Source organism: Leuconostoc gelidum subsp. gelidum KCTC 3527 (assembly GCF_000166715.1).
Classification (GTDB): Bacteria; Bacillota; Bacilli; order Lactobacillales; family Lactobacillaceae; genus Leuconostoc; species Leuconostoc gelidum.
The window spans coordinates 1-22,092 of the sequence record NZ_AEMI01000021.1; the positions used below are offsets into that span (position 1 = coordinate 1).

General features: G+C 36.2%; 14 protein-coding genes and 1 CRISPR repeat array. All 14 genes read left to right on the top strand.

What is annotated here, in order from left to right; translation table 11 throughout:
- Positions 1-28: 28 nt before the first annotated feature.
- The 14 genes from EUI_RS0106890 (at position 29) to EUI_RS0106960 (ending at position 22,090) form a co-directional block, all read left to right on the top strand.
- Entirely contained in the window at positions 29-841 is an 813-nt protein-coding gene (locus tag EUI_RS0106890; protein ID WP_050994444.1) for a DNA adenine methylase, read from the top strand.
- The gene (locus EUI_RS0106895) at positions 831-1,751 is read left to right on the top strand and encodes a DpnII family type II restriction endonuclease (RefSeq protein ID WP_010017026.1); all 921 of its coding nucleotides are present in this window, start codon (positions 831-833) and stop codon (positions 1,749-1,751) included. The genes EUI_RS0106890 and EUI_RS0106895 overlap by 11 nt, the downstream gene beginning before the upstream one ends.
- Before the next feature lie 59 nt (positions 1,752-1,810).
- Positions 1,811-5,878 carry a type II CRISPR RNA-guided endonuclease Cas9 gene (gene cas9 / locus EUI_RS0106900; RefSeq protein ID WP_010017027.1) on the top strand — a complete coding sequence of 1,356 codons (4,068 nt, stop codon included), beginning with the start codon at positions 1,811-1,813 and terminating at the stop codon, positions 5,876-5,878.
- Between the two features lie 194 nt (positions 5,879-6,072).
- A complete protein-coding gene (gene cas1, locus EUI_RS0106905; protein WP_010017028.1) occupies positions 6,073-6,945 on the top strand; it encodes a type II CRISPR-associated endonuclease Cas1 in 873 nt (290 codons plus the stop codon).
- Between the two features lie 11 nt (positions 6,946-6,956).
- Positions 6,957-7,262, top strand: coding sequence for a CRISPR-associated endonuclease Cas2 (gene cas2, locus EUI_RS0106910; protein ID WP_010017029.1), 306 nt, complete (start codon positions 6,957-6,959; stop codon positions 7,260-7,262).
- Positions 7,259-7,933 (top strand): type II-A CRISPR-associated protein Csn2, encoded by a 675-nt coding sequence (csn2, locus tag EUI_RS0106915; protein ID WP_010017030.1) that lies wholly within the window; start codon positions 7,259-7,261, stop codon positions 7,931-7,933. The genes cas2 and csn2 overlap by 4 nt, the downstream gene beginning before the upstream one ends.
- A gap of 20 nt (positions 7,934-7,953) precedes the next feature.
- Positions 7,954-9,903: direct repeats of the CRISPR family, unit length 36 nt; unit sequence GCTTCAGATGTGTGTCAGATCAATGAGGTTTAAACC.
- 183 nt (positions 9,904-10,086) lie between these two features.
- A complete protein-coding gene (locus EUI_RS0106925; RefSeq protein WP_010017033.1) occupies positions 10,087-12,615 on the top strand; it encodes a peptidoglycan amidohydrolase family protein in 2,529 nt (842 codons plus the stop codon).
- 218 nt (positions 12,616-12,833) lie between these two features.
- Entirely contained in the window at positions 12,834-14,129 is a 1,296-nt protein-coding gene (tig, locus tag EUI_RS0106930) for a trigger factor (protein WP_010017034.1), read from the top strand.
- Between the two features lie 190 nt (positions 14,130-14,319).
- A complete protein-coding gene (gene clpX / locus EUI_RS0106935) occupies positions 14,320-15,576 on the top strand; it encodes an ATP-dependent Clp protease ATP-binding subunit ClpX (RefSeq protein ID WP_010017035.1) in 1,257 nt (418 codons plus the stop codon).
- Complete coding sequence (gene yihA / locus EUI_RS0106940; protein WP_010017036.1) at positions 15,576-16,160, top strand: ribosome biogenesis GTP-binding protein YihA/YsxC; 585 nt, start codon at positions 15,576-15,578, stop codon at positions 16,158-16,160. The genes clpX and yihA overlap by 1 nt, the downstream gene beginning before the upstream one ends.
- 162 nt (positions 16,161-16,322) lie before the next feature.
- Positions 16,323-18,740, top strand: a complete 2,418-nt coding sequence (gene priA / locus EUI_RS0106945; RefSeq protein ID WP_010017037.1) for a primosomal protein N' — start codon at positions 16,323-16,325, stop codon at positions 18,738-18,740.
- A gap of 175 nt (positions 18,741-18,915) precedes the next feature.
- A complete protein-coding gene (gene fmt / locus EUI_RS0106950) occupies positions 18,916-19,884 on the top strand; it encodes a methionyl-tRNA formyltransferase (protein ID WP_010017038.1) in 969 nt (322 codons plus the stop codon).
- Entirely contained in the window at positions 19,877-21,238 is a 1,362-nt protein-coding gene (gene rsmB, locus EUI_RS0106955) for a 16S rRNA (cytosine(967)-C(5))-methyltransferase RsmB (protein ID WP_010017039.1), read from the top strand. Before fmt ends, rsmB begins: the two co-directional genes overlap by 8 nt.
- 105 nt (positions 21,239-21,343) lie before the next feature.
- On the top strand, positions 21,344-22,090 hold the full coding sequence (locus tag EUI_RS0106960) for a protein phosphatase 2C domain-containing protein (protein ID WP_010017040.1): 747 nt from the start codon (positions 21,344-21,346) through the stop codon (positions 22,088-22,090).
- Positions 22,091-22,092 lie beyond the last annotated feature (2 nt).

Below are 22,092 nucleotides of genomic sequence, written 5' to 3' on the forward strand. Positions count from 1 at the left end.
GCAACAACTAGCTGAATTACGACCTTTTATAAAGTGGGTCGGTGGAAAAAGGCAACTGTTACCAGAATTGGCGAAGTATGTTCCAGAGCACTTTGGAACATATTTTGAGCCGTTTTTAGGTGGCGGTGCCTTTTTGCTTGCTTTATCACCTGAACACGCGGTAATCAACGATTTTAATCCAGAATTAGTTGTTTCGTGGATGATAGTGCGAGACAGGCCAGAAGAATTATTAAAACAACTTAAACAACATCAACTTAATCATAGTAAAGAATATTATTTGCATTTACGTGCAGCAGATCGTGACGGCAGATTAGAAAAAATGACTCTAGTTCAACGCGCGGCTAGATTTATTTATATGAATAAGACCGGATTTAATGGTTTGTGGCGCGTTAACAAAAAAGGTCAAAATAATGTACCATTTGGTAGTTATAAAAATCCAAATATTTCAGATAAAGATACTATTAAACCAGCATCTAGATATTTAAATGATGCAAAAATAGCGATTACAAATTCAGATTTTGAAAAAGTCATTTTAGACGCTCAGACAGGTGATTTTGTTTACTTTGATCCACCCTATATTCCAATTTCTGAAACAAGTAGTTTTACAGCTTATAGTTCAGATTTTGGTTACGATCAGCAAGTCAGATTGCGTGATGTATTTGTAGCACTTCATCAAAAAGGGGTACATGTGATGTTATCGAATTCGGATGTACCATTAATTGAAAAATTATATGGTCATATCGATGGTATAGTCATCGAGCATGTGAGTGTTACTCACATGGTTGCTGCAAAAGCTTCTTCACGTAAAAAAGTTGGGGAGGTTATTGTGCATGGTAAGTAAAATGAATGTATATGAATATCGTAATTTACCGATCAATCAACGCTTAGAGTATTTTGTTTCAACATTGTCAAATATAGAAAAGTTTGCTGATTATTGGGTTAATTTTGATAACGTTTATAAAAATGTACCTCAAAAATTAGCGCCTGATCTATTTACGCTAGATTACCTAATAGGTAAAGATCAGATGGAAATTGAGTCTTTTTTCCATGAAAGACCATACTTATTGATGTTAGTACCTCTATTATTAGGTATCCGAAAAGATAAACTAGACCAGTATGGTAATCTTTCAGTTCAGGATATTCAAGAAAAGTATCAACTAAATTTTAATGACATTAATACCGAAAATATGAGCGCTTACTTTGATTTTTTAACTCATTCTGGTTTGATGAACTTACTATCTCAAGGATTAAAGAAAAGTGTCTTTGACTATTCTGTTGGTGTTCAGGCAGGTATGGATTCGAATGGTAGAAAAAATCGATCTGGAAAAATTGGTGAAAAATTTTTAGAGGAAAGGTTATCCGCTATTGCTTCTAAAAATGATTTGAAATGGATGGGGCAATCAACACCTAGTAAGATAAAAAAAGAATTTGATGTTGACATTGAACAAATTTTTGAAAATCGTCGATTTGATGGCGCACTGTATAATCCAAGAAAATTAAAAATTATTTTATTTGAAATAAATCTATTTAATGCTAGTGGTAGCAAATCAAAATCTGCTTCTACAGAATTTCAAACATTGCGTGATAGACTAGCTAAAACAAATCATGAATTCATTTACATTACTGACGGTGAAGGGTGGTTGAAAGATAAATCTCATTTGAAAGAAGCATTAGAATATATTGGAAATGTTTTTAATGTGAGTATGGTCGAAGATGGCTATATTGAATCTGTTTTAGATTTAAAACGATAAGCTGTGCTTTTTGACAGTTTATTGTGCTATTCTATTTATAAAATAATAAGGAGTATTTTATGACATATTCAATTGGTTTAGATATTGGAACAGGTTCTGTTGGATGGGCTGTTATTGGGGATGATTATCGTTTAAAGCGTGCTAAAGGTAAAAACTTAATTGGCGTACGACTATTTGACTCAGCAACAACAGCAGCTGAAAGGCGTGGTTATCGTACGACGCGTCGACGTTTATCACGCCGCCATTGGCGTTTGCGTTTGTTAAACGATATTTTTGCATCAGATTTAGCAGAACAGGATGAAAATTTTTTGCCACGACTCAAATATTCATGGGTCAACCCAGATGATGAGCAAAATCCGCAGTTGAATAGCGATGTTGCAAACGGTGCGTTGTTTGGATCAAGCGAGACAGATAAAGCATTTCACAAAAATTATCCAACGATTTATCATTTGCGACATGAACTTATGACAGATACGGCTAAACATGATTTACGTGAAGTTTATTTGGCAATTCATCATATCGTAAAATATCGTGGTAATTTTTTAAATACAGCAGATAAAATTAACGCAGAGAATTCGTTCAATGTTGACCTATTTATAGCAGCGTTAGACGAATATAATGAATTTCTAGAAACACCTATTACATCAATTAAGGATGCGCAATTATTTTCAGATAAGCTAACTGACATAAACGCTCGTAACAAATCTGTCCGTGTAGAAAATGCAATGTCAGAAACTTATGATGATAAATCTAAAATATTTAAAGCTATATTGACAGCACTAGTAGGTAATACAGCTAACTTTCAAACTATTTTTGACTTATCTGATCTTGAAAAAGATGAAGCTAAAAATTTCAAATTTAAACTTGACTTAGAAGATGTCGAGACAAAACTAGATGTTGTGCGAGCAAAACTTTCAGATGAACAAAATGCTTTTCTAGAGGCTGTTTTAATAGCGTATGATGGTATCACTTTAAAAATGATTTTGGGTGATTATAAAAGTATTAGTCAATCAATGATTGAAAGTTATAAGTCACATCAACGTGATTGGAAGTATATTAAAAATAATGTGCGATTAAACGAGCAAAAAATTGAACCAGACAAAAATAGTGTTAAATTTTTTAAATTAGATCCAAAAAAATTGATATATCCATCAAATTTGGCTTATTTACAGGTGATTTCGTCAAATGAAGATGAGCATAGAAAGGGTTTGGACTATTTTAAAACAGCTATTCAAGATGCGGATATTTTACAACGTATTGAGAATGATACTTTCTTACCAAGACAACGTACAAAACGGAATGGCGTTTTGCCATATCAATTACATTTAGCAGAGTTAGAACAAATTATTAAAAAGCAGAGCAAATATTATCCATTTTTAGCTAACATATACACGCAAGACAATAAAACAGAAAACAAATTGATCGGGTTATTGAAATTCAGAGTACCATACTATGTCGGGCCACTTGTTGAAGCAGAAAAAGTTACAGGAGATGGTAAAAATCATTGGTTAATTAAAAAAGAACTGCAAGAAAACACACCAATTACACCCTTTAATTTTGATGACGTTGTAGATAAAGATAAAAGTGGTGAGCAGTTTATCAAACGCATAACTGGTACTGATAGTTATTTAATTGGAGAACCAACGTTACCAGAAAATTCTCTTTTGTATCAAAAGTATAACGTGTTACAAGAGTTGAACAATGTGCGCAATGAAAGACATCAACGGTTACCGATTAAAGTGAAACAAGATATATTTGAACATGTTTTTAAAATTGATAAAAATGTTAATGCTAAAAAAGTGATGGCCTATCTCAAATTAAATGGATATGGTGATTTTCAAATAGCTGGTTTATCTGATACACGCACAGGCAAGTTTAATAGTAATTTGTCAAGCTATAATTACTTTGTTGACCTACTCGGTCGCGAAAAAACCGAAAAAATTAGGGAAGATAGATTAGAAGAAATTATTGAAATACAAACTGTGTTTGAAGATAAAATTCTCGTCGCTAAACGACTATCTAATCTAGACTTTTTAACGCCTCAAGAAAAAAGCAAGCTATCAGCAAAGCATTACACTGGGTGGGGCAGGCTATCGCAGAAATTACTCACAACGCAATTTATAAAAACGGCTCTATCTGAAGCAGGGGATATCATACCACAGTCACACAGTATAATAGACTTGCTCTACTATACTGATAAAAATTTAATGGAAATTTTGAATGATAAAACATTCAATGTACGAAATTGGCTGACAGAACAGAATAAAGGAACAGAGTCTGGCAATAGCCTCTATGATCAAATTGATGCTTTGGCAGGTCCAAAGGATATTAAGCGTGGTATTACACAAGTGTTTAGTATTATTGATGATATTAAAAAAGCAATGGGTAGCAATCCAGAAACAGTGTATTTGGAGTTCGCCCGTGAAACACAAACTTCACGTTTAACAAATTCTAGGTTAAATCGTGTGCAAGAAATATACAACAGTCCAGAATTAAAGACTGAATTTGCATATCTAGCCAAGAAATTAGAAGCTGAAACAAAAGAGTCAATTCATGATGATAGATTATATCTATATTATCTACAAGAAGGGCGGGATATGTACACTGGAAAAGAAATTCCGTTTGATCAAATAAGCAGTAACTATGATATTGACCATATTATTCCACAGGCATTTACGAAAGATGATTCACTTGATAATCGTGTACTGGTCAACCGTGCAACAAATGCGAGAAAGTCTAACTCGCCAACCTTTACGAATGATATTATTGATAACCGGAAATCTTGGTGGCAATCATTGGTCAAACGTGGTTTAATGTCAAAAGAAAAATTTGAACGTTTGACTGATAAGCGTAAAACCTTTAGCGAGAACCAGACAAATCATTTTATTGCCCGGCAATTAGTTGAAACGCGCCAGATTATTAAAAATGTTGCTGACTTGATTAAGAATAACTATGATGGCACTCAGGCAGTCGCAATTCGAGCATCATTAACTGGTGAAATGCGCCGTTATTTGGATTGGCCAAAAAATCGTGACATGAATGATTATCATCATGCACATGACGCGTTAATGATGGCAACTGTTGGGAAGTATGTTGATAGGCGTGGCTTTTTTGATAATGGCAGTGTCAGTGATGGTGCTGGAAATGCCTATAACTTATATACTAAAGATTGGTTAGTCGCAGCTCGTGTAGGAACTAGAAATGATAGTCAACGTGTTAATCCTTATGGTTTTATTGTTGGGTCAATGAATTCAAAAGCAGTTCGACAACAGGTAAATAAAGAAACCGGCGAAATAGTCTGGGGTAATGAAAACTTAGATTATTTACGTCATGTGTTGAGTTATAAAAAAATATTAGTTACACGACGATTAAGTGGCTCATCTGGCCGATTGTATGCGGAGACGTTGTTCAGCCCAAATCCCAAAGCTAAATTAATTGCACAAAAAGCTAATCGTTCGGTTGCATTATATGGTGGTTTCACAAAAGCTGAATCTGCCTATACGGCGCTGGTGGAATTTAATAAGAAAGGCGACAGGTCGTACAAGCTGATAAAGGTGCCTATGGCAATAGCCAATCGTGTTAATGATAAACAAATAACTGTAACGGCATACATTGCATCTTTAAATTTACGTGATTTTAGTCGCGTTGTTCTTGAACATTTACCGCTCGGCACTTTGATTCGAGAATCTGATGGTAGTGAATTTTATGCAGCTAGTTCAGAATATAAACATAATGCGAAAGAACTTTGGGCGCCTAAAGAAATTTTGAGAAGTTCAAAAAAATTAGATAAAGCAACTGCTGATAATTTAATTGATATTTTTGATTTTTTGACCAATGATAAAACAATCAGTAATTTTAAATTTTATGAGAAAGATTTATTACACTTGAAAAATGTTCGTGATAAATTTGTTGAAGCAAGTGATGAAATCAAGATTAAAGTTTTATCGGATGTTATTTATGAATTGCATAATGATGCTGGGTGGCGCGATCCGTTTAAACATATTCAGGAGAAACCTGCTTGGACTATGTTACAAGTCAAGGGTGGGATCAAGTTGTCTGAGAAAGCGGCAATTGTATATCAATCACCCACAGGGTTATTTGAAACAATCACCATTGTTGGTGAATAAAAAGAAATCCCGTGCTGTTTTGTAACAACACGGGATTTTATGTACGGCCATAAGGCCACTCTTGATGAGTAATTAAGCTTGGCATAAAGCCTTGCGTTACTTCAATATTGTGTATCAGATCAATGAGGTTAAACCTCTAAGGAACGACTAATTCCTTAAACACTATTTTAGCATAGATATCCGGAGGATACAAGATGGCATGGCGTACGGTCGTGGTAACAAAGCATAGCAAACTGAACTACAAAATGAATCATTTAGTGGTTCAAACTGCTGAAAAAACGTATCAGATCCCAATGGAAGATATTCAAATTATTTTAATTACGACCACACAAGCAGTTGTCACAGCCTATGTTATTGCTGAAACAATCAAAAGAAATATTAAAATTATTTTTTCAGATATTAACGGTCAACCAATTGGTGAAATTAATCAGTATCACACAAATGGTAGGCATAACCGTAACATCAGTGAACAAATTATTTGGACATTGCAAAGAAAAAATTTGTTGTGGGGTGAAATTGTAAAACGTAAAATTGAAAATCAAATGCAGGTTCTCTTTGCTTATCAGTCGGCAGATAGAGAAAAATTTCAGGCTTTAATTGCTGGTATTAAAGTGGGTGATGAAACTAATCGAGAAGCAGTAGCTGCGAGAATGTACTTTAACCGATTATTTGGTAATGAGTTTGTGAGACATGAGGCAGGCATTGTTAATGCTATGTTGGATTATGGTTATCAAATTTTGATGGCCGCAGTTGCCAGAGAAATCGTGTTACAAGGTTATTTGTCAGAATTGGGCATTCATCATAATGGGGCACAAAATGATTATAATCTGGCTTCCGACTTAATGGAGCCCTTTAGGCCATTAGTTGATGCAGTCGCAAAAAAACATGAACACGAAACGGCACTAAACTTAGACATTAAATTAGCTTTGGTAGATATCATTAATCAAGTTATTGAAATAAATGGGCAGCAAATGTTAGTTGTAAATGCGATTACTATTTTAGTGCGTGATGCAATGAATTATTTAAATAGTGGATTAAAATTACCAGAATGGCGGTTTGAAATTTGAGGTATCGAATAATGAGAGTGATGATTTTCTTTGATTTACCAACTTTGACTGACGCTGATCGGCGAAATTATCGCCATTTTCGGAAAAGCTTAATTAACGAAGGTTTTTTGATGATCCAAGAGTCTGTTTATGTACGCGTAACGACTAATCGTCAAGCAGCAGCACTGTTGGAAAAACGGATTCAAACGATTACACCAGTGGATGGCTTAGTACAATCTTTAATTGTGACAGAAAAGCAATATACGATGATGAAATTTCTTTCTGGTACACCCAGTGATGATGTCAGAAATTCAGATGAAAAGATGGTGGTGATATGAATTATTCGATTGTTTGTTTTCCTAATAATCCTATAAAAATAGATTCAGGATTGACTATGATTTCAATTGCTAATCATGAGTTATATTGGCAATTGAGTACAGGATTAAAAGAGACTAGTGAAGACGTAACATTAGGCCAAAATGGCCATATTGTTGATGTTAATAAAACTGTCATGTTTATTGGCGATATAGGTGCGCAACTTGATGTGAATAAGTTGTATCAAAAAAATATCGTTAATACAATGAAAAATTATGCAGATGATCAAGCGTTAGAAGTGTTTTATAAAATAAATTCCGAATTAAATCATGTCTTAGAAAACATTATATTAGAGAACAATCTGCCCTTTTATTTTCAAACAGAATTCAATATTGTCGAATTAATAAATGAGAAAAAAATTAGGATAGAAACACTGACAAACAGCTCTGGATTTGGTAAAATAGAAGATGTAGTAAGCGTTGCTGGTGAGTTTTCAGAGCAACGTTTAATCGTTTTTACGAATTTGTATTTGTTGTTATCGGTTGATCAGATTGACTATCTGAATAATCTAGCGAAGACAATGAATTTATGTTTAATTTCTCTTAATTTGACACAAAACCCTGTTATGACTAAACAGGGTCTACCTCCAGAAATCTTTATTGATGAGGATTTCGTTCAATTTGGTGCTGACTAGCTGATGCGAACAGGCGGTCTGCTTCAGATGTGTGTCAGATCAATGAGGTTTAAACCCACCCTTGGGTGCCTTTAATTCAGCAGGTAGCTTCAGATGTGTGTCAGATCAATGAGGTTTAAACCTATATGATAACTGTACTGTGTGTATTTCAGGCTTCAGATGTGTGTCAGATCAATGAGGTTTAAACCAATACAGATGAGTTATATAGGTTATTTAGTGCTTCAGATGTGTGTCAGATCAATGAGGTTTAAACCTAAAACATATTATCTTGAGCAGTACATTGTGCTTCAGATGTGTGTCAGATCAATGAGGTTTAAACCAGAAATAAGCAATCTGTCCTACCTTTGCATGCTTCAGATGTGTGTCAGATCAATGAGGTTTAAACCTATCATGCATAGCTTGATACAACTGCCTAGGCTTCAGATGTGTGTCAGATCAATGAGGTTTAAACCTCAACGCGCGAGACTAGAGTTTATAATTCTGCTTCAGATGTGTGTCAGATCAATGAGGTTTAAACCAGAAATAAGCAATCTGTCCTACCTTTGCATGCTTCAGATGTGTGTCAGATCAATGAGGTTTAAACCTATCATGCATAGCTTGATACGACTGCCTAGGCTTCAGATGTGTGTCAGATCAATGAGGTTTAAACCTTAACTTTAGGAAAAAATCAGTGAGCATTAGCTTCAGATGTGTGTCAGATCAATGAGGTTTAAACCCCGTTTCTGTATACAAGCCCCAGAAACGGGGCTTCAGATGTGTGTCAGATCAATGAGGTTTAAACCGCCAATATTTTAAAAATCTGCCTAGTTGTTGCTTCAGATGTGTGTCAGATCAATGAGGTTTAAACCTGGGCTGATAAGCAGAAAAACAACACGACTGCTTCAGATGTGTGTCAGATCAATGAGGTTTAAACCTTCACGCGTGGTTGAAGCTGTTTATTAGTAGCTTCAGATGTGTGTCAGATCAATGAGGTTTAAACCAAGCTGTTAATCCACTACCAGACACTTGAAGCTTCAGATGTGTGTCAGATCAATGAGGTTTAAACCTGCAATATATATTAGAGCCTATAATTCTAAGCTTCAGATGTGTGTCAGATCAATGAGGTTTAAACCCAACATCAATCAGTGGAGCGTTGACTTCTTGCTTCAGATGTGTGTCAGATCAATGAGGTTTAAACCAGTATAACGGTAGCTCCGTGATAATCTCATGCTTCAGATGTGTGTCAGATCAATGAGGTTTAAACCAATTATATTAAACTTACTAAGTTTCATACAGCTTCAGATGTGTGTCAGATCAATGAGGTTTAAACCTTTAAACCGCGAACTTCTAGCAAAGCACTGGCTTCAGATGTGTGTCAGATCAATGAGGTTTAAACCCACGGCTAAAGCCAACAGTGACGCTAGTATGCTTCAGATGTGTGTCAGATCAATGAGGTTTAAACCCTACGTACGTAAGGATAAGGACTCAGATAGGCTTCAGATGTGTGTCAGATCAATGAGGTTTAAACCTAGTAGCCAACAGTTCTATTACCAACTTGAGCTTCAGATGTGTGTCAGATCAATGAGGTTTAAACCACTCAACTGGCTTTGAGCCATCAATCACGTGCTTCAGATGTGTGTCAGATCAATGAGGTTTAAACCGATCACGTATTGTGCTTCTTCGATTGAATAGCTTCAGATGTGTGTCAGATCAATGAGGTTTAAACCTAATACATTAGGTCAAGTGTATAAGTCTACGCTTCAGATGTGTGTCAGATCAATGAGGTTTAAACCGCAAACGGATTGGACTTCAAGGCAAATTGCGCTTCAGATGTGTGTCAGATCAATGAGGTTTAAACCTCTAACATCTTCAACGTTTTCATTGAGCATGCTTCAGATGTGTGTCAGATCAATGAGGTTTAAACTCATTGGTCGCATCAGCAAGAACACCATTCGGCTTCAGATGTGTGTCAGATCAATGAGGTTCAAAACTTATATACATGGCAATCTATATTGAAATTAAATACCATATTAATAAGATTAAAGCGCTTAGGCGCTTTTTATATGCCATACATGTCAAAAAAGAAGTTTACGCGAATAACGATTATGGTATGATATATTATGTTATAAATAATCACGTCAAACGTGAGATGGAGAAAGGGAGATTTTCCTGTTTTGGTAAATAAAAAATTGCAAGTGAAAGAATTACTTGTTTCAACAATAATTATTGGTGGCGTTCTGGGCACGATGTCTACGGTTAATGCTGCTGAAAATACAGCACATGTATCGACACAAGTGTCAAGTACAACCGTATCAGGTTCGAGTGCTGTATCACAAGCGCCAAGCACTAAGGCATCAAGTTCAACAATAAATGAGTCTAAAAAAAATGATAGTTATAATGTAACGCCGTCAACTCGATCTATTCAAATATCTCCAGCCAAATTTAAAACCGGTTCTGTAATCGCATTGACTAATTCAGCAAAAACGTCCAATGGCACACAACTTCAAAATTATGGTGATCAATCAGGCGTGGTGACAAATGTCATATCGCCAAAGCATGCAAATTTAGATTATACATATGATGTTAAATTAGATAATGGCATGGTAGTTTCTAGTGTCTTAGAACAAGGCGTTGTTTCTTTTGATAAAATAAGTGTATTTAGTATCAATAATCACGTCGCGATAAAAAAAGACGCGACTCATGATCCTGATGGCAAAAATATTTCTGCTTATCGTGGCTTTAGTGGTACGATAACCAAAGTCACACGATACCACCAGTTATCATCAAATTTCTATTACCAGATTACTTTGGACAACGGGGTTGTTGTAGCTAAAATATTGGAACAGGATTTACAACGATACACGAATAAACCTGTACATAAAGATGGCTGGTCCAGTGAAAATGGTGTGACCAAGTACTATGTTAATGGCGCATCTATCGTTGGTGAAAAGAAAATTGATGGGCATTGGTATAATTTTGCCAGCAATGGGGTGCAATCAAAAGGTCTGACGACACTTGCACATAAAACTGTATTTTACGATATGAAGTCTGGTCAAATGGCATATGGTTATGTTTGGACTAATGGCACGCTGATGTTTTTTGATACATCTGACGGACACGCTTTAACTGGTGTGAGACACTATAGCGGTGGCGTGGAAGTTTATGGGACTGATTTCAAGCAAATTCGTAATAATTATGCAACCGTTGGTAGTTCAAGATATTACTTGACTGGCAATGGTGACGCGTTTAAAGGCTCACGAGAAACAAACGGTCAGTTAGAGTTTTATGGCACTAATTATGTTCAAGTACGCAATAATTACACTTGGTTAAATGGCTCATTGATGTTCTTTGATAGTAATGGTCATGCCGTGACAGGTGTGCGTTATTATGGCTCGAATATGGAGTATTATGACGCTAATCACAAACAGATTCGAAATAGCTATATGCGAACAGGTAACACTTATTATTATTTGAAAGCTAACGGAGATGCGTTTAAGGGTCTACGCCAATATAGTGCAACGGGGCTTGAGTGTTACGGTTCTGATTTTAAACAAATCCGTCATAACTACGCTACGACTAATGGTTCAACGTACTATTTCAATGGAGATGGAGATGCCATTAAGGGTACACGGATAGTCAATGGCAAATTGGAATATTATGATGATAATTATAAGCAGGTGCGCAATAATTACGCTTGGTTGGATGGGTCACTGATGTTCTTTGATGGTAATGGTCATGCCATGACTGGTATACGTTATTATGGTTCAAATATGGAATATTATGACGCCAATCACAAGCAAATTCGAAATAGCTATGTGAAAACAGGCAACACGTATTATTATATGAAGGCTAATGGAGATGCGTTTAAAGGTCTACGTCAATATAGTACAACGGGGCTTGAATATTATGGTTCTGACTTCAAACAAGTCCGTAATCAATCAGTGACTATTGGGGATAAAATTTATCATTTCAATAAAGATGGAGATGCTGATTCAATCCAATCTAAAAATCCAACTACTGCTAGATATGCAAAAAATACGAGTGTGTATATCACAAACAATGCTGACCAATCAGTTAATGGTAATCATAATTTAAAAAAATACGCTGGACAAAATGTTAAGATAATTAGCGTAACAGCTAACAAACAGTCAAACTGGCTGTACACGGTTGAACTTAACAATGGCACTATTATAAAAGATGTACTCGAACAAGACCTGCAGGAAAGTAAAGTTAATTTTAAAGTGAACACGAATAAATTAATTGATTGGTTCGAAAGTCGTAAGGGAAAGTTAACTTATTCAATGTATGGTTCTCGTAATGGAACAGATGGGACAGCTGATTGCTCCGGATCTGTTGTACAAGCCATTCGTGATGCTGGTGGTACACCATTTACATGGTTGTATAATACCGAGGCAATTCATGCTTATTTAAAAGATAACAGCTACCAGCTCATTGATAACAATGATCCTTATGGTTGGCTGTCAAGGCGTGGTGATATTGTTATCTGGGGTCAACAAGGACATAGTGACGGTGCTGCTGGACACATTGGTATTATCACAAATAACTTAGATAATCCACTGTTCATCTCAACATGCTATATAACGCAAGGACAAAAAGGGACAGCAGTCCAAGAAGTACAATACAATCAATTTGCTTCCAAAAATGGCTATCCATATTATTATGTCTATCGCTTAGCACAATAATATCAAAAAATAATTTTAACAAAACCGCTTGAATTAGTTATTTCTATTCAAGCGGTTTTTATATAGAAATCGGTGCTTAAATGAACTTTACAAAGTGTGATAATTGAAATGATCATACTAATATATGGATGACTTTTAACAAATAAGATAAAATTGTTGTGATTTAGTCGTATTTAAGATAAAATTAAAAGGTATTTAAAACATTTGGAGGACTTACAATGTCTAACTGGACAGTAGCTGAGGATCAAAAGAACCAAGGCACATTAGAATTTAAAATTTCCCGCGCACAAGTTGAAGCAGGCTTAGAAAAAGCTTTTCAACAAAACAAGAATGACGTTTCTATTCCTGGATTTCGTAAGGGAAAAGTAACCAAGGCTCTCTTTTTCTCAAAGTTTGGGGAAGAAGCCTTGTACCAACAGACAATGGATATTGTTTTACCAACTGCATATGAAGCAGCTGTTGATGAATCTGGTATCACACCAGTCGGACGTCCTAATATTGAACCAGTGTCAATGAACAAAGGCGAAGACTGGACAATGAAGGCTGAAATCACAACTGCACCTGAAGTGAAGTTGGGCGAATACTTGAACCTTGAAGTTGAAGCTGCTGATACAGAAGTAACAGATGCTGATGTTGAAGCAGAAATTAAGCATTTACAAGATGGTCAAGCTGAATTGGTTTTGCAAGAAGCTTCAGTTAAGGCTGAAAATGGCGATACTGTTATTATTGATTTTGATGGTTCAGTAGATGGTGACCATTTTGATGGTGGTCAAGCTGATGACTTCTCATTAGAATTAGGTTCAGGTCAGTTTATTCCTGGATTTGAAGAACAATTAGTTGGTCATTCAGCAGGTGAAGATGTTAACGTAACTGTAACATTTCCAAAAGACTATCAAGCAGCAGACCTTGCCAATAAGGAAGCCTTGTTTGAAGTTAAAATACATGAGTTGAAGCGTAAGGAATTACCTGAAATTGATGATGAATTTGCCAAGGATGTTGACGAAGAAGTTGAAACTTTAGCTGAATTGAAAGAAAAGACAGCTAAGAAATTGACTGAAGATAAGGCAGAATCAGCACAAGCAGCTTTTGAAGATGCAGTGATCAAAAAAGCAGTTGATAACGCATCAATTGATGGTGATAAAGTGCCTGAAGCAATGATTGATGAAGATGTTCACCGTCAAATTGATCAGTATTTGGCACAATTACAACAACAAGGGATTTCACGTGAGATGTTCTTCCAAATTTCAGGTCAAACTGAAGATGATTTGCACAAGCAATTTGAAGAAGGTGCAGAAACACGTGTTAAAACTAATCTAGTTCTTGAAGCAATTGTTAAGGCAGAAGCTATTGAACCAAGTGAAGACCAAATTAATGAAGAAGTAACTAACTTGGCAACACAATACAAGATGGAAGCTGCTCAAGTGCGTGCAAACTTGTCAGATTCATTATTGAAGCATGACATTGCCATGCGTGAAGTCATTAAGAGAGTGACTGACTCTGCAAAAGCAAAGTAATATTATTTTTAAAAGCCGTCAGGCTTTTTTTTAATAACTAAGGTTAGGATACATCAAAACGATATTGTGATGATGACTAGCTTTCATACGATAAAATTTGTACTAAAATTATTGTGTAATCTGTTAGAATAGAATAGTATTTAAACTTGACATAATTGTATGATTTAAATGAAATTAAAAGGAAGATAGTATGGCACAGACACCAGATTTGGAAGAAGAAATTTATTGCAGTTTTTGCGGCAAATCTGCGAGTGAAGTACGACAAATTGTTGCTGGACCAAGTGGCATTTATATTTGTAATGAATGTGTGGATTTAGCAAAAAACATCATGAGTGAGGAATTAACAGTGGATCAAACAGTAGCAAAACCGATAACACTAGCATTACCTACACCACATGAAATCGTTGCAGAATTAAACGATTATGTGATTGGACAAGATGATGCCAAAAAGACGCTTGCAGTTGCAGTATATAATCATTATAAACGTATCAATGAAAACTATACACCAACAACTGATGTTGAATTACAAAAATCCAATATTGCTTTGATCGGGCCTACTGGTTCTGGTAAAACATATTTAGCACAAAGCTTAGCTCGTATTTTAGATGTACCTTTTGCGATAGCTGATGCCACAACATTAACAGAAGCTGGTTATGTGGGAGAAGATGTTGAAAACATTGTATTGAAATTGTTGCAGTCAGCTAATTTTGATATCGATGCGGCACAACATGGTATTATTTATGTTGATGAAATTGATAAGATTGCAAAAAAATCTGAAAACGTTTCAATTACACGGGATGTTTCGGGTGAAGGTGTCCAACAAGCACTTCTAAAAATGCTAGAAGGTACGATTGCTAGCGTACCACCACAGGGTGGTCGAAAACATCCACAGCAAGAGTTGATTCAAGTAGATACGACTAATATTTTATTTATTGTTGGTGGCGCTTTTGCTGGAATAGATACAATTATTAAAGAACGTTTAGGTGAACGAGTTATTGGATTTGGGTCGGATGCAAACGATAATGCTATCGCCCTAGAATCTGAAAATATCCTTGAACATGTTCAGCCAGAAGATATGACCAAATTTGGTTTAATTCCTGAATTTATTGGCCGTTTGCCAATTGTAACTGTATTGGATGAATTAAAAATAGACGATTTGACACGAATTTTGACCGAACCTAAAAATGCTCTGATTAAACAATACACAGCTTTACTGGGATTGGATGATGTCATATTAGAATTTCAACCAGACGCACTAGAAGCGATGGCTGAATTAGCTATTAAACGACATACTGGTGCGCGAGGTTTACGATCAATTATTGAATTAACTATGAAAGATGTTATGTATGATATTCCCAGTCGTGATGATGTTTCAAAAGTCATTATTACCAAAGCCAGTGTTGTTGATGGGGAACAACCAGAATTACAGTTAAAAAAGGTGAACTAATGGATGTACACAATGTTGATATGGTGATGAGTGCAGTTTCGGCCGCACAGTATCCAACAGACGGCAAGCCCGAAATTGCATTAGTTGGGCGTTCGAATGTTGGTAAATCGTCATTAACTAATACGTTGATTCAACGTAAAAATTTTGCACGGACATCATCACAACCAGGGAAAACTCAGACACTAAATTTTTATAATGTGGAAGATAAGTTGTATTTTGTTGATGTCCCTGGCTATGGCTATGCTAAAGTTTCTAAAAAGCAACGTGAAGAATTTGGTCATATGATTGAAGAATATATCACATCACGTAAACAACTACGTGGGGTTGTCAGTTTAGTTGATGCACGCCATGAGCCAAGTGATGATGATGTGTCAATGTATGAATGGTTGCATTATTATAATATTCCAATTTTGATTGTAGCAACAAAATCAGATAAAATTTCAAAAAGTAAATTTAACAAATATGCATCAAATATTAAGCAAACACTTGGTTTTAATGAAGACGAAAGTGATTTTCAATTTTTTTCATCTGAAACAAAGTATGGAAAAGACCAAGTTTGGAAATGGATTGAAGCGCATATATAAACAGAAAAGAGTCGGTATTAACGACTCTTTTTTAGCGCAATAGTGTAGGTAGTCTTAAATTGATGTTAAAAAAAGTTAGCCTATTGTTGATTTCAACATGAAGAAAGTGACATATTTTACGTAACAACTTTATGCTATTGACAGATTTGATACAATAAGAGTATGACGAAATTACAGTATGCACAAATCATCGTTGACGTACCGACGATGCAAACTAACCAACCGTACACCTATGTTATACCAGAATCAATGGTTGAATCAGTGCGGCCTGGTATGCGTGTCGATGTCCCCTTTGGTCATCGACATGTTATGGGATTTGTTGTTGGATTGCGGGCAACAACGGATTTAGAGACGAACAAATTACGTCATATTAACAATTTATTAGATTTAACGCCAGTTTTGAACACAGAATTATTAAATTTATCAGATTATTTGGCACAAGAAACGTTTGCGTTTCGTATTTCTGTCTTGCAAACGATGTTGCCTAATGCTTTAAGAGCAAGTTATGAACGTATTTTGAAAATTATTGATGAAGTTGATGACGATGTTCGAGACCGTATTTTTAAAGGATTAGATGAGATTCTTTATCAAGCACGCGAATTTAATGTGCGTGATATTGCTACGTTGACTAAACTACAACGTGAACATAAAATCGAAGCGTCGGTCAACGTGACTAATCGGTCAAAAATTAAAACACAATTAGCCTATCAATTTAATGGTGATGTGGAGTTTTTGGAAAATGAGCGCCAAGACTTGAGACCAACTGCAAAAAAACAGTTTGAACTATTAATGTTCATTATGGGTCATTTGGAAGAAGTATGGGTAAAAAAAACATTGCAAGAAATGATTAGTGTGAGTGATGCCACACTAAATCAAGGTGTCGAAAAAAAATGGTTAAGCAAAAAAAAGGTGGAGCAATTACGTGATCCTTTTTCAATGAATGACATTATACCAACAACAGCTCTAACACTTAATGAAGAACAACAAAATGCATTGAATCATATCGTTGCCAGTTCTGATGCGCAACAATATCAACCTTTTTTGTTGGAAGGTATTACAGGTTCTGGTAAGACAGAAGTATACTTACAAGCAGCGCAGCATGTTTTTGATCAAGAAAAAACGGTATTATTTCTAGTGCCAGAAATTGCATTGACACCGCAAATGGTACGTCGTGTGAAATCTCGGTTTGGTGCACAAACTGCGGTATTACATTCTGGTTTATCCGACGGTGAACGGTATGATGAATGGCGCCGCATTGAACGTGGAGATGTTAAAATTGTGGTTGGCGCCAGATCTGCGGTTTTTGCACCATTGGATAATATCGGGCTCATTATTGTTGATGAAGAACATGAAACAACCTATAAACAAACAGATAATCCACGTTATAATGCACGAGATATTGCACTTTGGCGTGGTGAATATTATCAAATACCTGTTGTATTAGGTTCAGCCACACCATCGCTGGAAAGTCGCGCGCGTGCGCAACGTGGTGTTTATGAATTATTACGCTTAACAGAACGTGCTGGTGGGGCTAAGTTACCGGCAGTTGACGTAATTGACATGAAGGCAACATTAGCAGACGGGCCTGAAACGAATTTTTCTGAGCAACTGAAAAATAAATTGCAAGAGCGCCTAAATCGTGGAGAACAGTCTGTATTAATGTTGAATCGACGTGGTTTTTCTAGTTTTGTCATGTGTCGTGACTGTGGCTTTGTGCCACGTGATCCTAATTGTAACTTGGCCATGACGTTACATATGGATTCGCATACGTTAAAATGTCATTATTGTGGACATGAAGAACCTATTCCAATAGTTTGTGCTAATTGTGGTTCAAATCGCATTCGTTATTACGGCACCGGCACTGAGAAAGTTGAAGCAGAACTAGCAACGCTGTTGCCTGAGGCACGTGTCATCCGAATGGATCAAGATACAACACGTAAAAAAGGGAGCATGGATAAAATGCTGCAAAAGTTTGGGGATCATGAGGCTGATATTTTACTTGGGACGCAAATGATTGCTAAGGGTCTTGATTTTCCAGATGTTACTTTAGTTGGTGTCTTAAATGCTGATACGTCATTAGGTTTACCAGATTTTCATGCGAGTGAACGAACTTTTCAGTTATTAACACAAGTTAGTGGGCGTGCTGGGCGTGCTAAAAAGGCAGGTGAGGTATTAGTTCAGACGTTTAATCCACAACATTATGCTATCGTTTATGCAAAACAACATGACTATGAAGGATTTTATCAGCAAGAAATGGCTGTCAGACATGCAGGTAATTATGCACCATATTACTATACTGTTCAAATTCAAGCTAGTCATGTTACGGAAAATGAAACTGCAAAACAGATGATACAAATTGCGCGTTGGTTACGTTCTCGCGTCGATGATAAGGTTATTATATTAGGTCCATCACCAAAGCCGATTGCGAAATTACGCAATCGTTACTATTTTCAAATTATTTTAAAATTTAAACATCGGCATGAAATGGACGTTTTATTGACGGAATTGCAAAACCGCGCCCAAAAATCAAAAAACGGATTACAATTAATGATCGATCGTGAACCGGTTTCTTTTATGTGACAAATGTATGACAATATTCTATGTTATAATAATTAAGAAGCGAAATACTCGTATTAGCGAGTATTTTTTAGTGATTATAAAGATATAACATGTGCCGGCTTGGCAGTTTAGTCATTGAACAAAGCAATTAAAATGATTGATTCATGTATTGTACAGAAAAGAGGTTCGATCTATCATGACATATTCAGTTGTACTAATGGGAACCCCACAGTTTGCAGTTCCCATCCTAGAAGCATTAATTGCTGATGATAAATATGACGTCAAGGCTGTGGTTACGCAACCAGATAAACCACAAGGACGTAAACATGTTCTAAAACCTAGTCCAGTTAAGGTTGCAGCATTAGCACATAATTTGCCTGTCTTGCAACCTGAAAAAATTAGTGGTTCAGATGACATGCAGCAAATTATTGCACTAAATCCAGACTTTATTGTGACTGCGGCTTTTGGCCAATTTCTACCCGATAAATTATTGGAAGCAGCTAAAATAGCCGCTGTTAACACGCATGCCTCATTATTGCCTAAATATCGTGGTGGTGCACCAGTGCATTATGCAATTATGAACGGGGATACCGAGACAGGTGTTTCGATCATGTATATGGTTAAAAAAATGGATGCTGGTGACATTATTGATGTTGTTAAGGTGCCAATTACAAATCAAGATAATGTGGGTACTATGTTTGATAAACTGAGTTTGGCTGGACGCGATTTACTATTGGCAAGTCTACCTAAAATTGCTACTGGTGACATTTCACCGGTTAAACAAAACGATAATGATGTGTCATTTTCACCTAATATTCCACACCATATGCAAAATTTGAATTTTACAAGTGAGACAGCACAACAAATTGACTGGCATTTGCGTGGCCTTTATCCAACGCATCCAGCACATGTACAAGTTTCAGGACAGCGGGTCAAACTTATGAAAGTGACTCCGCTGGACGAAAAAACTGACTTAGATGCGGGACATGTTGTTGAAAAAACCAAGAAGCAACTAAAAATTTCGGCAGCTGATCAAACCGTGGTTAGTATCGATAGACTACAGCCAGCTGGAAAATCTGAGATGGATATTGTGGCTTATCTCAACGGAGCAGGCAATCAGTTACAAACAGGAGATTTGTGGGCAGAGGAGCCAATTAATGAGTGATAAACGTGTTTATAGTGATAATCCCCGTGTATTAGCAGTACAAACGTTAGCTAAAATTAAAAATGGTGCATACTCTAATTTACAGCTGAATCAAGTGATTAAACAACACCAACTGAGTGAAGCGGACAAACGTTTGTTAACAACACTTGTGTATGGTGTTATTCAACACCGTATGACATTTGAATATTGGCTAGCGCCATTTGTTGGAGATAAAAAAATTGATGCCTGGGTGCGTGAATTACTGTATTCAGCCATTTTCCAGATGAAATTCTTGGATAAAATTCCAGAACATGCCATTTTTAATGAATCCATTGAAGTTGCTAAGATACTTGGTCATGTCGGTACTGGAAAGTATGTGACGGCTATTTTGCATAATATTGGTCGCCAAGGTTTACGAAGTACTTCTGACATAAAAGAACCGATACAACGTTTGTCTATTGAAAGAAGTCTACCGATTTGGTTAATTGAGGAGTTGATCTCACAAAATGGTGAAGAGACAACACGTGCGATGCTTGAAACAATCAATGACGCACCACAGCAATCCATTCGTGTGAATACGACATTAGCAAGTGATGAGGAAGTGGAACAGGCATTGGCAACTGAAAAATTTACCACTGTCAAATCACGCGTAGCGGCGCATGCTTACATTGTTTCTGGCGGACATGTTGCTGGTTCAAAAGCTTTCCACGATGGTTTATTAACGCTGCAAGATGAAAGTGCTATGTTACCAGTTGAAAGTATGCATTTGACAGAGAATGTTAAAACGATTCTTGACGCAGCGGCCGCTCCTGGCGGTAAAACGACACAAATTGCACAGTCTGTTGGTGAAAATGTTACAATTACTGCATTAGATATTCATGAACATAAAATTAAATTAATTCGAAGCAACGCTGAACGATTGCATGTGACAGAAAAAATTCATACGCGCGTGTTAGACGCGCGTAAAGTACCAACAGAAATTGATCAAAAATTTGATCGTATTTTAGTTGATGCACCGTGCTCAGGTTTTGGTTTACTACGGCGTAAACCAGAAATTCGTTACGACAAAACATTAGCAGATGTCGAAAATTTAGCGCATTTGCAGTTTGAAATATTAGATTCTGTTAGTCAAAATGTTACTGATAATGGTATGATTGTTTACAGTACATGCACAATTTTGCGTCAAGAGAACGATGATGTTATCACAAAATTCTTATTGAAACATTCAGATTTTGAACTTGTACCAACGCAAACATCCAAAAACTTGAAGCCAAACCGTTCTGAAAATGTGCTACATGTTTATCCAAACGATTATCAAACAGATGGTTTTTTCGTTGCAACATTGCAAAGGAAAATACCAACTGACAGCGTATAATCAATTGTTAAAAGAAAAGTGAAAATATATCACGTGAAGCAAGATTTTCTAGTCATTCGCCAGAAAATCTTTAGCAGATACGTTTTTAGAAGATAAAATAATCCTATGCAAATAGCATTTCATACTGATTCAGGCGTCAAACGTAATGAAAATCAAGATTACGTTGGCGCATTTACAAACCAAAAAGGCAACGTGATGGTTATGGTAGCCGATGGCGTCACTTCAACTGAGGGTGGCGAAGTTGCTAGTGCTATGGCTGTAGAACATTTTGGTCACGCCTGGGAAAAAACAACAATTGAAACAATCAAGCCATCAATCGCTTGGATCAAAGAAACAGTTGCCTTTGAAAACGATGTCATTATAGAGGCAGGACAACGATTTGATGATTTAAAAACAATGGCTACGACACTTGTACTAGCAATTCTGTTTGATGAGCAGGTCGTTATTGGTAACTTGGGTGATTCTAAGGCATTTTTGTTGCATCATAATAGCTTAAAACAAATATCGTTTGACCATAACCTTAAAAATGAACTTGTTCGCACCGGTACAGTTAGCCAAAAGCAAGCCGAAAATATACCTAATGCGAACAGTGTGACAAGGTTTTTAGGTGTTGATAGGCACGCAGACATTGAAATTGGACAGCATAAATTTTCCGACGAAGATATGTTGTTTTTAACATCTGATGGTATTACTAAAGTGCTTAATAAAACAACAATTAAGCAAATTATGAGAACAGCAACAACTTTGGATTTGCGTGCACACGAATTGATTCGGTCCGCTAACAATAATGGTGCACCAGATAATGTTACTGCCCTCTTGGTGAGCCGTAACAATGAAGAGGATACAAAATAATT